Source organism: Curtobacterium sp. APC 4022 (assembly GCF_030407555.1).
Classification (GTDB): Bacteria; Actinomycetota; Actinomycetes; order Actinomycetales; family Microbacteriaceae; genus Curtobacterium.
Map to the genome: position 1 here is coordinate 1 of NZ_JASDDD010000075.1, position 11,870 is coordinate 11,870.

Genomic DNA, 11,870 nt, shown 5'->3' on the forward strand with positions numbered 1-11,870 from the left:
CACGGTGGGGTGTTCGGCCTGCCGATGACGAACGCCGCCGACAGCCGGTGGCCGTACGCCTACCAGGAGCACAACCGACCGAGCGACAACCGGCCGACGATCCAGGCCTTCGCGACGAGTCACCTGCCGTCGCCGTGGATGGCCGACCGCGGGGTGTTCCAGGTGATGCCGTCCCCGCTCCCCGACCCCGACGTCGACCGCACCGCCCGCGCGCTCGGGTTCGACCACGTCGACGAACTCGACGGCCCGCACCGCTACCGGGTCCTCCTCGACGGGGGCGTCACCGCCGAGATGACCGCCGGGGAGTTCGCCCTGGCGTGGCGCTTCACCGGCGTCCGGAGCATCGTCCTCGACCACCACGGCGTCCTCCGCTCGTGCACCGTCCGGCTCGAGGACGGCACGGCGGTCGTGGACGCCCTGCTCGACGACCGGGCCGAGACGCCGCCACACCACGTGCACCTCCGGATCGCCGACGCCGTCGCCGACCACACCACGTTCGTCGACGGACTGCTCCGCGGTCGGGTCGAGGTGTCCGGCGACACCGACGTCCTGCTCGGCATCTCGACCGTCTCCGCCGAGGACGCGGCCGCGAACCTCCGCGCCGCGGGGGACTTCGACGCGATGCGCCACCACGCCGAGGACCGCTGGACCGGCGAACTCGACACGCTGCAGGTCGAGGGCGCCACCCCGGACCAGCTCGTGTCGCTGTACTCCGGGCTGTACCGGGCCTTCCTCTACCCGACCCGGGCGGGGGAGACCGCCCTCGTCCGCGAGACCGACCCCGCCGGACGCCCCCGACACCGGTCCCCGTACGGCGACGTCCTGTCCGAGCCGATCCGCGACGAGCCCGCCCCCGAGGTCGTCGACGGACCGCTCACCACCACGAACGGGTTCTGGGACACATACCGGACCGCCTGGCCGCTCCTCGCGCTCCTCACCCCGGACACCGCGGCCGACCTGGCCGAGGGCGTCGTCGGACACTTCACCGACGGTGGCTGGACCCCGCGCTGGAGTGCCCCCGGCGCCGAGGACGTGATGACCGGCACCACGAGCGACACCGTCTTCGCCGACCTCGTGGCGAAGGGCGTCGACGGGTTCGACGTCGCGCAGGCGTACCGGTCCGCGGTGCGCAACGCGACCGTCCCGGCGCGGGACCGGCGGGTCGGGCGGAAGGGGAGCCTCCCGGGCCTGTTCCGCGGGTACGTCGACACGGCGACCGGCGAGGGCATGTCGTGGACACTCGACGCGGCCATCAACGACTGGGGTGTCGCCGTGCTGGCGAACGCGATGGCGGACCGGGCGGTCGCGGCCGGGGACGACAGCAGTGCTGCCCGGTACCGGGCGGAACACGAGTGGTTCGCGCGGCGGTCACTGCAGTACCGGAACGTCTTCGACCGCGAGCGCGGGTTCTTCATCGGCCGCACGCCAGACGGCGGCTGGCGTGGCGCCGGTCCCGACGGCGGCTTCGACCCCGACGTGTGGGGCAGCGACTACACCGAGACGAACGCGTGGGGCACGATGTTCACCGCCCCGCACGACAGCGCCGGGGTCGTCGACCTGCACGGTGGAACGGCCGCCTTCGACGATGCGTTCGCCCGCTTCTGGGCGCGACGCGAGACCGGCGGCACCGACCGCTCCGGCTCCTACGGCTTCGCGATCCACGAGATGACCGAGGCCCGCGACATCCGGATGGGCATGCTCGGCCTGTCCAACCAGCCGGCGCACCACATCCCGTTCTTCCCGATGTCCACCGGTCGCCACGACGACGCCCACCGTGTCGTCCGCGAGTGCCTCGACCGGCTGTTCGTCGGCTCCGACCTCGGCCAGGGGTACCCGGGCGACGAGGACAACGGCGAGATGAGCGCGTGGTACGTCTTCGCCACGATCGGGCTCTACCCGCTGGCACCGTCGACCGGCACCTACGTGATCGTGCCGCCGTCGGTCCGCCGGACGGTGCTGCACCGGGCAGGAGGCGAGTCCACCGTCATCGAGACCACCGGCAGCGGGGCGTACATCGCGTCGGTCACGGTCGACGGCGAGCCCTGGGAGTCGGTGAGCATCCCGCACGCGGTCGTGGTCGGCGCGTCGCACATCGACGTGGCGCTCGCCGAGACGCCCCAGGGCTGGGCGGCGGACACCCGCCCCACGTCGGCCTCCGCGCTGCACGGGTACCGGGACACACCCGACGACGTGCTGCCGGTCGGGGTGTCGCCACTCACCGACGACACCGGCCTGAGCGTCGTGTCGCTCGGGGCCGGTGAGTCGGTCGTCGTGCCGGTCACGGTGTCGGCGTCCTCGCTCGTCACGGTGACCGTCGCCGCCGCGGGGACCGGGTCGTGGCGGATCGTGCTGCGGGACGCCGACGGTGCGGCGGTGCACGTGCTCGACGGTCGGGACGAGGTGTTCGACTGGGACGGCCAGACGCGGGTGTTCCCGTTCGCCGGCGGGGTCGACGGCGGGACGCTCGCGTTCGAGGCGCTGACGCCGATCGCGCTGACGCAGCTGCAGCTCATCGCGGCGAACGGCGGCGGTTCCTGACCGGGTGTTGACGCTTCCGGCTATGGGTGTTAGCTTTTGGCTAACACTCGTAGCCAGGAGGCAACCATGCTCGAACACATCGAACGCGATGGCGGCACCATCGCCGTCGACGTCAGCGGCACCGGACCCCTCGTCGTCCTCGCCCACGGCATGGGGGACAGCCGACACTCGTACCGGTTCCTCGTGCCGGAACTCGTCGCCGCCGGGTACCGGGTCGCGAACGTCGACATCCGCGGCTGCGGCGACTCCAGCGCCGGATGGGCCGGGTACTCCCGCACCGACATCGCCGAGGACCTCGTCGCCGTCGTCCGACACCTCGGCGGCCCGGCCGTCGTCGTCGGCCAGTCCATCAGCGGCGGTGCCGCGACCATCGCCGCCGCCGACGCACCGGATGTCATCACCGGCGTCGTCGAACTCGCCCCCTTCACCCGGGCGCAGTCCTTCGACCTCGGCGGGTTCCTCCGCAACCAGAACCACCACCGCTCCGGCACGGTCCAGCTCCTCCGCGTCATGGCCGCCGGCAGCCTGCCCGGCTGGCTCGCCTACCTCGACCTCGCCGTCCCCACCAAGCCCAGCGACTGGGCCGCCGAACGCAGCCGCATCGAGGACGCACTGCGACGTCCCGGACGGATGGCGGTCCTCCAGGCCATGACGAAGACGACCCCCGCCGACGCCGGAGCCCGACTGGCGGACGTCCGCTGCCCGGTCCTCGTCGTCCAGGGTGGCGCCGACCCGGACTGGGCCGACCCCGCCGCCGAGGGCCGCCGCATCCTCGCCGACCTGCCCACCGGACTCGGCGACCTCGCCGTCATCGACGGCGCCGGCCACTACCCGCACACCGAGACGCCCGCCGAGGTCCTGGCGCTCGTGCTGCCCTTCCTCGGCCGCACCCTGACCGCGACCACCACCGGCGGCGACCGTGCCTAGGGCCGGACTCGACGCAGCGGTCGTCACCGCGGCCGCCGCCGGCCTGGCCGACGAGAACGGCCTCGCGCAGCTGAGCATGAGCACCGTCGCGGACCGGCTCGGCGTGAAGCCGCCGTCCCTCTACAAACACGTGGCGGGCCTCCCGGACCTGACCCGGCGGATCGCCGCGCTCGCCGCCGCCGAGCTGACCGACGAGCTGGCCGACGCGACGCGCGGACGCACCGGACGGGAGGCCCTGGTCGCCGCCGCGCGCACCGTCCGCCGGTACGTGCAACGGCACCCCGGCCGCTACGCGGCCACCACCGGCAGCCGGCCGGCGGACGCCGACGACCCGCTCGCCACGGCCCTCGACCGGTCACTGTCGGCGTTCGTCACCGTCCTGCGGGACTACGGGCTGGACCCGGCCGACGAGGTGCACGCGCTCCGGATGCTCCGCAGCATGCTGCACGGGTTCGCCACGCTCGAGGTGTCCGGCGGGTTCCAGCTCGGCACCGACGTCGACGAGAGCTTCATGTGGATGATCGACTTCCTCGACCAGGGGCTGCGGGCACGGGCGTCGGGCGGGGGCGACGCCGGCGTCCCAGACCGCGGTGTCAGCGGTGCGCGACCGCCGCGGTGAGGGCGGCCTCGATGACGTCCACCGGATCGGGGAGTCGGGCGATGGCCGCCGCGAGCTCCCGGCTCCGCGCCGCGAACGTCGGTGACGTCAGCACCTCGGTGACCGCACGGCCGACGGCCTTGTCCCGGGGCGTGCCGGTCCGCAGATCGCGCCCGCAGCCGGCCCAGGCGACCCGGGCGGCGACCTCGGGCTTGTCCTCGGTCGAGCCCGCGACCACGAGGGGGACACCGTGGGCCAGGGCTCGCTGCACCCCGCCGAACCCGCCGTTCGTCACGACGACGTCGCACAGCGGCAGCAGGCGGTCGTAGGGCAGGTGGGTCGCCACCCGTGCGTTCCCGGGCAACGCGCCGCCGAACGCACGTTCCACCTCGTCGACCGGCCGTCCGCCGGTGCTCACGACGACCAGCACGTGTTCCGCGGCGAGGGCGCGCAGGGTGGGGACCACCAGTCGACCGAAGTCGACGTTGTCGATCGTGCCCTGCGTCACGTGCACGACGGGGCGGCCGAGGCGGAGGTCCGACCACCAGTCCGGCAGGTCCTCGGCCTGCCGCGGGTCGTCGGTCGAGCGCAGCGGTCCGACGAAGCGCACGGAGGTGGGCAGCTCGCGCCGCGGGTACTCGAGTTCCGCCACACCCAGCTGGAACAGCTGGTCGAAGCACCGGTAGGCGAAGTCGAAGGTGTCGATCGGGGACGGAGGCGCGCCCACCTGCGCCAGCATCGTGTCGGCCGCGCGACGGAGCGGCTGGGTGAGCGCCGGTCGCAGCGCAGCGGTGAGCAGCCGGTTGCGCAGGGCGCCGATCGGTCCCCGTCCGGGCTGTAGGCCGGCGCCGAACGGAGCCGTGTCGACGCTCCCCATCGTCACCGGTGTCGTCCCCACGCCGAGGACGGGCAGGCGGTCCTCCGGCGGCAGGGCGAGGTAGGGCGCGAGGCCGGTGAAGGCCGCCTCGCCGAGGACCGCATCGAACCCGCCGTGGTCCAGCAGCGCACGCATCGCCCGGTACTGGCCCGGGATGACCCGGACGAAGACGGCGAGCATGCCCTCGCGGACACGGGCGATGCCACGGGCGCTGCCGGCGTCGGCGAGCACCTCCTCCAGGTGCCCGTCGTCGAAGTCGACGCTCGCGGGCAGCGGCACGTGTCGGATCCCAGCCGCCGTGACGAGGTCGCGGTACTTCGCGCCCGTCAGCATCGTGACCTCGTGTCCTCGGACGACGAGACCCCGTCCGACGGCGACGAGCGGTGCCAGGTGACCGTAGACGGGTGGGGCGCAGAGCAGGTACGACGGCATGGTCCTCGGTCGGTTCAGGGGCGGGTGCAAGAGAGCGGCCGATGGCGTCGACCACCCCGCCGTCATCGGGCAGGACGGCGTTCGACAGACGATCGTATGGCGGAGCCGCGGGTCGACTCCATGAGCATGACCACAGTCCCGGCGTCGCCCGCATGCGACCATCGAGTTATGGGGGAGACCATCGTGCTGCCAGCGCAGTCACCGCGGCGAACAGAACTCGAAGCGCTCGGGTGGGCCGTCGTCGCCCGCTCGTTCGGCGCACAACTGGATGCGGAACGGATCGACGAGCAGCGGTTGCGGGCGCTCGCCGTCGGCGCTCCCGGATCGGTACGGGCTCTGGCGGCCGCCGACGTCGACGCCGTGCTCGCGCTCGACCGGGCGACGATCGGGGACTACCCGGGGAGCGTCGCGACGCAGCACGAGCCGCTCGACCGCGACGGTGCGACGCCGTCGGCTGCTCGCCGGGCGTTCGGCGCCTTCCGGACGGACGGCGGACTCGTCGCGATGACGTTCGTCAGCGTCGACGGAGCCGAGGCCGAGACGGACTTCACGGTCGTCGACCGGGCGCAACGTGGGCGTGGCCTCGGTGTCGCCGTGAAGGCCGCGTCGGTCCTCGAGCTGTCTGCGGCGGGTGTCACGCGCTTCCGGACCGGCGGGTCGGCGGACAACGCCGCGATCCAGCGGGCGAACGTCGCGCTCGGCTACGTCCGTGACGAGGAGTGGGTCACGCTCGGGCGGGTCGGGGGCTGACGGTCTGCACGGCGGGTCAGGGGCCCTGTCGTCCTGTTCGTCCTGCACACCGAGGAGTGTCCGGTCACGGCTCCGGCGTAACAAACTCCTCAGTGTCGAGCCGCCAGCGCCCACTCCGGCGCCGCCAGCAGTTCCTGTAGCTCGTCCACGAGTCGTGCCGTGTGGAACCCGTCCGCCGCCGCGTGGTGCACCTGGACCGCGACGGGCATCAGTGTCCGGTCCGCTGACTGGCGGTAGCGACCGAGCGTGATGATCGGGAGCAGGTGGTCCCACCCGTCTCCGATCTGCAGCGTGAACCCGGTGAACGACGCCCACGGGATGCTCGACACGTCGAAGGTGTTCGCTGGGGTGTCGGCCTGCGGGAAGAGCGTCGTCGCCGTGCGGTGGCGGTCGACGACCTCGGCCGCCTCGTCGTGGAAGGTCGCGAAGTCGTCCCGGTGCGGCGTCCAGACGCCCGCGAACGTCTCCCGCTCGGGGTTGAAGACGGTGAAGGCCGGGTGCACGACGTCCCAGACCGCGGCAGCGCCGCTCGTATCGAGCGCCATCCGGAACTCCTGGTGCCGGTTCACGATCGTCGACAGGGCCCAGATGACCGCGATCGAGCTCTTCACCGCGGTTCCGCTGAGGGCCAACCGGAGTTCGGTGACATCGACGTCGATCGTCATCGCGTAGGTGCAGGGGACGCGGTCCCGGTAGTGCGCGAAGTGCTCATGCCGCGGCCAGGTGGAAAGGTCGATCGGTCGAAGGGTCCCCATGGTCTCGAGCGTAGAGCCGAGACGTCGTCAGGGGAGTGCGCGGACCAGGTCGTCCAGGGTGTCCAGTCGGAGGTCGGCCCGGCCGGCCTCGCCCCGCTCGGCGTGCACGTGCCCCCACGGTCCGCGACGGAGGAACGCGGTCCGCATCCCGGCCGCCTGCGCCGGCAGTACGTCGTTGTCCAGGCGGTCGCCGACGTACAGCACTTCGTCGGCCCGGGAGCCGGACGCCACGACGACCCGGTCGAAGAACTCCGGCGACGGCTTCGTCACGCCCTAGGACGTCGATGACGCGATGAAGTCCGGCGCGCAACCGGCCGCGCGCAGCTGCTGCTCGACCCCGGCCGGCTGGTTCCCCGCGATGCCGACCAGGAGGCCGTGGGCTCGGACCGCCTCCAGCGTCGCGACCGCGTCCGGGTACAGGTCGACCGACTCGATCGGCGGCGCAACGGGCGGGTGCGGGACCCCGAGGATCCGCCACACCTCGCGGTGGTCCTCGCCCCGCTCGATCAGCGCGCCGAGGAGCGCCATCAGCGTGAACGGTGGGACGCCCGCGAGCTCGGCGGTGCGCCACCAGATCCGGGACTCGTCCACGAGCGTCTCGCCCACGTCGAAGACGACCGCCCGGAGGCCCGTGGGGACTCGTCCGTTCTGCACACGCCGATCCTCGCACCCCGGCCGTGAGCGCACAGCCCGGTACGGTCGCTGACATGGCCGTCTCGTTCTCCGTCCGCCGAACCGTCGAGGACGACTGGCCGCTGGTGCGCGGGCTGCGGATCGAGAACGCGACCGACAACCCGATCTCCTACGGGGCGACGCTCGAGACGACGCTCGCGATGACCGAGGACGACTGGCGGCTCCGAGCCCGGCGTGGCCAGGCCGAGGACGCGACCAGCCTCGCTGCCGTCGAGACCGACACCGGCCGGTGGATCGGCATGATGAGCGCGCAGAGCCACGACGACGACGGCCCCGACCCGGTCCTCACCGGCGTCTTCGTGTCCCCGGACCGCCGCGGGCGGGAGAACGGGGTGGCCGACGCGCTGCTGGACGGCATCCTCCGGTGGGCGCAGGGACGAGGTGCCACGCGCCTCCGGTTGTACGTGGACGAGCCCGCCGAGCCCGCGCGCCGCTTCTACACGCGGCACGGGTTCGTCCCCACCGGGCGGACGCGTCCCGTCGGGTTCACGGTGGGCGACACGCTCGAACTCGTCCGGGTGCTCGACGGACGCCCGCGATGACCGTGATCCGTTTGGTCGAACCGGACGACAGCGGGGCGCTCGCCGACCTGCTCGTCCGCAACCGGGAGTTCCTCGCCCCGTGGAGTCCGATCCGCGCCGACGACCACGAGACCGTCGAGGGGCAACGGCGGGACATCGACCTGGTCCTGGAGCGGCACCATCGCGGCGAGAGCGTCCCGTTCGTGGTCCTCGACGACGTCGGCGACGTGGCCGGACGTCTGACGCTCAGCGGCATCGTGCGCGGTCCGTTCCGGTCGTGCGCGATGGGGTACTGGCTGTCAGAGGACCGCGCCGGCCGCGGTCTCGCCACCCGGGCGGTCGCCGCCGCGCTCGGGCACGCGTTCGATGACCTCGGCCTGCACCGGGTCCAGGCGGAGACCCTCGTCCACAACACCGCGTCCCAGCGGGTCCTGGCCCGGAACGGCTTCCTCCAGTACGGGCTCGCTCCGCGGTACCTGGAGATCGCGGGCCGGTGGCAGGACCACCGCATGTTCCAGCGGCTGCGCGACGACCCTCCGGTGTCATCCGGCGATTGACTTTCCGCAACGGCAAGTGATTGACTTGCCGACATGGAAAACGATTCGGCGCACGCCGACCCCGCTGACCCGACCGACGCCCGACAGGCGCTCGCCGCGGTCGACGCGACCCGGGCCTCCGTCGCCGATCGTCTGGTGACCCCGTTGTGGTACCACCCCGTCCTCGGCCTGCTCAGCGGCGGGTACCTGGTCGGCTACGTGCTCGGCGATGCCTTCGTCCGCGTGGTCGTGCTCCTCGTCTTCTTCGCCGGGATCATCGCGCTGGTCTCGGCCTACCGACGACTCACCGGCGTGTGGGTCTCCGGGCTCCGAGCGGGGTCCGCGACGTGGTGGGCTGTGGCGGTGGGGGTCTTCGACATGGTGGCGGTGCTCGCGGCCTTCGTCGTGCACGAGTCCACGGGCCTCCGGTGGCCGGTGTGGGTGCTGGCCGTGGTCGTCGCCCTGGCGATGGTCGTGGCCGGCAGCCGGTTCGACCGTCGGCTCCGGTCGGAGCTGCGTCGCGGCCGGGTCCGGGTCTCGTGACCACCACGCCGACGACGGGCCGGGGGAGCGGCGGGGGCGGGGCGTTCGACGAGGTCGTCCACGCGCCGAACCGTCTGCAGATCTGCGCGTTCCTCGAGCCGCTCGACCAGGCCGAGTTCTCGGTCGTGCGCGACGTGCTCGGCGCGAGCGACTCGGTGACGAGCAAGCACGTCAAGGTGCTGCAGGACGCCGGGTACCTGACGGTGCGCAAGCCGACCGGCAAGGGGCGCGTCAAGACGTGGCTGGCACTCACCCCGGAGGGTCGAACCGCCTACCGGGGACACGTCGCGGCCCTGCGCGCACTGCTGGGCTGACGCCGTCCGGCCGGTCGAGACCAGCTGACGTCAGCCCGGCAGCGCCGCGGGAACGGTCAGAACGGGACGCCGCAGACCAGCACCGCGTTCGCGAACGCCGTGGCCTCGCCGGTGCGGACGAACAGCCGTGCCTCGGCGGACATCGCCTTCAGCGCCTCGTGCGACACCGAACGGCGGTCCGGGAACCGGTCGCCCAGCCAGGTGTCGGCCTCGGAGCCTGCGGCCTCGGACGCCGCGATGCACTCCTGGAACACCGCGTCGCCGAGCAGTGCGTCGAGGACGTCGACGAACCGCGGGACGCCGTGCACGAGAGCGAGGTCCACGACCGGCACCCCGGGCGGGATCGGCAGTCCGCAGTCCGCGACGACGACCAGGTCCCCGTGGCCGAGTCGGCTCAGTCCAGCGTTCAGCTCGGCGTTGAGGATCCCGCTCTTCTTCATGCGCGGACCTCCGCGTCCTCGGTCTCGACCCGCGGCAGCTCGTCGTCGAGCGTCGGGTAGGACGGCTGCGTGCCGACGCCCTGCACGGCGAACGCACCGACGCGGACGGCCTGCCGAGCCGCCTCGAGCAGGGGCTCGCCCGCGGCCAGCCCGGCCGCCAGCGCGCCCACGAAGGCGTCGCCGGCGCCCGAGGAGTCCACCGCCGTCACCCGGGGCGACGGCACGGCGACCACGACGGGCCGGTCGCCGGCGTCGTGCTCACCGTCGGACACCAGCGCACCGCGTGCACCGAGCGTCACGACCACCGAACGGATGCCGAGCGACCGCAGTGCTCCGACCAGCGCTGCCTCGTCGGACGGCACCACGGAGTCGGGGACGAGCTGCGCGAGGACGAGGGCTGCCTCGTGCTCGTTGACGACGAGCGGGTCGGCCGCGAGCACGACCTGTCGTCCGACCGGCACGACCGGTGCCAGGTTGAGCAGGACCCGCCCGGTCGCCGCCGCGGCGGCCGTCGCGATGCCGTCCGCAGGGACCTCGCCCTGCAGGACGACCACGGCGGCCGACGCGACGATGTCCGAGGCCGCGAGCACGGCCTCCGCACCGGTGGACGCGTTGGCCCCGGGGACCACGACGATCGTGTTCTCGCCGGTGCGGTCGACCGTCACGGTCGCGAGCCCGGTGGGGACGTCGACCGCGCGGACGTGCGTCACGTCGACGCCGCTGTCGGCCAGGAGGCTCGTGGCCACCTCCGCCGCACCGTCGCGTCCGACGCTCCCCACCATCACGGTCGGTGCACCCCGGCGGGCGGCCGCGACCGCCTGGTTCGCGCCCTTGCCGCCGGGCAGCAGGGCGAAGGAGGTCGCGACGAGCGTCTCACCCGGCGCGGGGTGGCGATCGACGGTCACGACCTGGTCGACGTTGAGCGAACCCACGACGACCACGGTTCCGGTGGGACGGCTCACTTGGTGAAGTCTCCGACGTTGCTCTTGGTCACCGACACGACGGGCACCTGGACGGTCTTGTCGGCCTTGCCGGAGACCGCCTTCACGGCCTGGTCGACCGCCAGCGCGCCGAGCTTGGCGGGCTGCTGGGCGACCGAGCTGCTCAGCGTGCCGTCCTCGATCGCCTTCAGGCCGTCGGCCTCGCCGTCGAAGCCGGCGACCTTGACGCTCGTGCCGGCCTTCGCACCGAGGGCCTTGATCGCACCGAGGGCCATCTCGTCGTTCTCGGCGAAAACGCCGACGACGTCGGGGTGGGCCTGCAGCAGGTTGGTGGTGACGTCGAGTGCGGTGGCGCGGTCGAAGTTCGCGGTCTGCTTGCCGACCACCGTGATGCCCGGGTAGGCCTTGATGCCCTCGGCGAAGCCCTTGCCGCGGTCACGGCTGGCGGAGGTGCCGGCCTGACCCTGCAGGACGAGGATCTCGCCCTTCTCGCCGATCGCCTTCGCCAGGTCGTCGGCGGCCTGCTTGCCACCGGCGACGTTGTCGCTCGCGATGAACGAGTCGACCGAGGCGTCGTTGACGGTGCGGTCGACGGCGACCACCGGGATCTTCGCCTTGTTCAGGGCGGTGACGCTCGGGCCGGCGGCGTCGGAGTCGACCGGGTTGACGATGACGGCCTTCGTGCTGCCGCTCGAGGCGGTCTGCAGCTGGTTGGCCTGCTGGGCGGAGTCGTTCTGCGCGTCGACGACGTCGAGGGTCACGCCCTGCTTCTTCGCCTCGGCCTTCGCGCCGTCGCGGACCTCGACGAAGAACGGGTTGTTGAGCGTGGAGAGGGCGAGCGTGATCTTCATGTCGCCACCAACCTTGGCGCCGGTGCTGCTCGTGCGGTTGCACCCGGCGGTGCCGAGGACGACCAGGCCGGCGACGACGCCGACGGTGGCGACCTTCTGGAAGGAGGAGAACTTCATCGTTGGTTCCTTTGGGGGAGAGGGAGAGGGAGTGGGG

15 protein-coding genes are annotated in these 11,870 nt (G+C 72.7%); 8 read left to right on the plus strand and 7 right to left on the minus strand.

The window, feature by feature from the left end:
• The 3 genes from QL987_RS15930 to QL987_RS15940 form a co-directional block, all read left to right on the plus strand.
• Window positions 1-2,538: GH92 family glycosyl hydrolase (locus tag QL987_RS15930; RefSeq protein WP_290158599.1), on the plus strand; the 2,538-nt coding region annotated here is incomplete at its 5' end.
• A gap of 66 nt (window positions 2,539-2,604) precedes the next feature.
• Window positions 2,605-3,465, plus strand: coding sequence for an alpha/beta hydrolase (locus QL987_RS15935; protein WP_290158600.1), 861 nt, complete (start codon window positions 2,605-2,607; stop codon window positions 3,463-3,465).
• Window positions 3,458-4,084, plus strand: a complete 627-nt coding sequence (locus QL987_RS15940; protein ID WP_290158602.1) for a TetR-like C-terminal domain-containing protein — start codon at window positions 3,458-3,460, stop codon at window positions 4,082-4,084. The genes QL987_RS15935 and QL987_RS15940 overlap by 8 nt, the downstream gene beginning before the upstream one ends.
• Here QL987_RS15940 and QL987_RS15945 read toward each other — a convergent pair.
• The gene (locus QL987_RS15945; protein ID WP_290158604.1) at window positions 4,059-5,372 is read right to left on the minus strand and encodes a nucleotide disphospho-sugar-binding domain-containing protein; all 1,314 of its coding nucleotides are present in this window, start codon (window positions 5,370-5,372) and stop codon (window positions 4,059-4,061) included. The two genes, QL987_RS15940 and QL987_RS15945, sit on opposite strands and share 26 nt — an antisense overlap.
• Window positions 5,373-5,540: 168 nt before the next feature.
• Between QL987_RS15945 and QL987_RS15950 the strand changes: the two genes are divergently transcribed.
• Entirely contained in the window at window positions 5,541-6,122 is a 582-nt protein-coding gene (locus tag QL987_RS15950; RefSeq protein WP_290158605.1) for an acetyltransferase, read from the plus strand.
• 89 nt (window positions 6,123-6,211) lie between these two features.
• Here QL987_RS15950 and QL987_RS15955 read toward each other — a convergent pair whose 3' ends face one another.
• The 3 genes from QL987_RS15955 to QL987_RS15965 are packed head-to-tail and all read right to left on the minus strand — an operon-like array spanning window position 6,212 to window position 7,531.
• The gene (locus tag QL987_RS15955) at window positions 6,212-6,877 is read right to left on the minus strand and encodes a CatA-like O-acetyltransferase (RefSeq protein ID WP_290158607.1); all 666 of its coding nucleotides are present in this window, start codon (window positions 6,875-6,877) and stop codon (window positions 6,212-6,214) included.
• Window positions 6,878-6,904: 27 nt separating this feature from the next.
• The gene (locus tag QL987_RS15960) at window positions 6,905-7,147 is read right to left on the minus strand and encodes an HAD family hydrolase (RefSeq protein WP_290158609.1); all 243 of its coding nucleotides are present in this window, start codon (window positions 7,145-7,147) and stop codon (window positions 6,905-6,907) included.
• Between the two features lie 3 nt (window positions 7,148-7,150).
• Window positions 7,151-7,531 (minus strand): hypothetical protein, encoded by a 381-nt coding sequence (locus QL987_RS15965; RefSeq protein ID WP_290158610.1) that lies wholly within the window; start codon window positions 7,529-7,531, stop codon window positions 7,151-7,153.
• Window positions 7,532-7,584: 53 nt separating this feature from the next.
• Between QL987_RS15965 and QL987_RS15970 the strand changes: the two genes are divergently transcribed.
• Genes QL987_RS15970 through QL987_RS15985 form a run of 4 tightly spaced genes read left to right on the plus strand, consistent with a single transcriptional unit; the run spans window position 7,585 to window position 9,484 of the window.
• Window positions 7,585-8,112 (plus strand): GNAT family N-acetyltransferase, encoded by a 528-nt coding sequence (locus tag QL987_RS15970; RefSeq protein WP_290158612.1) that lies wholly within the window; start codon window positions 7,585-7,587, stop codon window positions 8,110-8,112.
• Window positions 8,109-8,648, plus strand: a complete 540-nt coding sequence (locus tag QL987_RS15975) for a GNAT family N-acetyltransferase (RefSeq protein WP_290158614.1) — start codon at window positions 8,109-8,111, stop codon at window positions 8,646-8,648. Before QL987_RS15970 ends, QL987_RS15975 begins: the two co-directional genes overlap by 4 nt.
• Before the next feature lie 33 nt (window positions 8,649-8,681).
• The gene (locus tag QL987_RS15980; protein ID WP_290158615.1) at window positions 8,682-9,170 is read left to right on the plus strand and encodes a hypothetical protein; all 489 of its coding nucleotides are present in this window, start codon (window positions 8,682-8,684) and stop codon (window positions 9,168-9,170) included.
• Window positions 9,167-9,484 carry a transcriptional regulator gene (locus QL987_RS15985; RefSeq protein ID WP_111075978.1) on the plus strand — a complete coding sequence of 106 codons (318 nt, stop codon included), beginning with the start codon at window positions 9,167-9,169 and terminating at the stop codon, window positions 9,482-9,484. Before QL987_RS15980 ends, QL987_RS15985 begins: the two co-directional genes overlap by 4 nt.
• Before the next feature lie 56 nt (window positions 9,485-9,540).
• Here QL987_RS15985 and rbsD read toward each other — a convergent pair whose 3' ends face one another.
• The 3 genes from rbsD to QL987_RS16000 are packed head-to-tail and all read right to left on the minus strand — an operon-like array spanning window position 9,541 to window position 11,833.
• Complete coding sequence (gene rbsD, locus QL987_RS15990) at window positions 9,541-9,924, minus strand: D-ribose pyranase (protein WP_290158617.1); 384 nt, start codon at window positions 9,922-9,924, stop codon at window positions 9,541-9,543.
• Window positions 9,921-10,886, minus strand: a complete 966-nt coding sequence (locus tag QL987_RS15995) for a ribokinase (RefSeq protein WP_290158618.1) — start codon at window positions 10,884-10,886, stop codon at window positions 9,921-9,923. The genes rbsD and QL987_RS15995 overlap by 4 nt, the downstream gene beginning before the upstream one ends.
• Window positions 10,883-11,833 carry a substrate-binding domain-containing protein gene (locus QL987_RS16000; RefSeq protein ID WP_290158620.1) on the minus strand — a complete coding sequence of 317 codons (951 nt, stop codon included), beginning with the start codon at window positions 11,831-11,833 and terminating at the stop codon, window positions 10,883-10,885. The genes QL987_RS15995 and QL987_RS16000 overlap by 4 nt, the downstream gene beginning before the upstream one ends.
• Window positions 11,834-11,870 lie beyond the last annotated feature (37 nt).

Coding starts and splice junctions, on each gene's coding strand:
- QL987_RS15980 (WP_290158615.1), top strand. CDS start 8,682: ATGGAAAACGATTCGGCGCACGCCGACCCCGCTGACCCGACCGACGCC.
- rbsD (WP_290158617.1), bottom strand. CDS start 9,924: ATGAAGAAGAGCGGGATCCTCAACGCCGAGCTGAACGCTGGACTGAGC.
- QL987_RS15955 (WP_290158607.1), bottom strand. CDS start 6,877: ATGGGGACCCTTCGACCGATCGACCTTTCCACCTGGCCGCGGCATGAG.
- QL987_RS16000 (WP_290158620.1), bottom strand. CDS start 11,833: ATGAAGTTCTCCTCCTTCCAGAAGGTCGCCACCGTCGGCGTCGTCGCC.
- QL987_RS15935 (WP_290158600.1), top strand. CDS start 2,605: ATGCTCGAACACATCGAACGCGATGGCGGCACCATCGCCGTCGACGTC.
- QL987_RS15945 (WP_290158604.1), bottom strand. CDS start 5,372: ATGCCGTCGTACCTGCTCTGCGCCCCACCCGTCTACGGTCACCTGGCA.
- QL987_RS15950 (WP_290158605.1), top strand. CDS start 5,541: ATGGGGGAGACCATCGTGCTGCCAGCGCAGTCACCGCGGCGAACAGAA.
- QL987_RS15975 (WP_290158614.1), top strand. CDS start 8,109: ATGACCGTGATCCGTTTGGTCGAACCGGACGACAGCGGGGCGCTCGCC.
- QL987_RS15970 (WP_290158612.1), top strand. CDS start 7,585: ATGGCCGTCTCGTTCTCCGTCCGCCGAACCGTCGAGGACGACTGGCCG.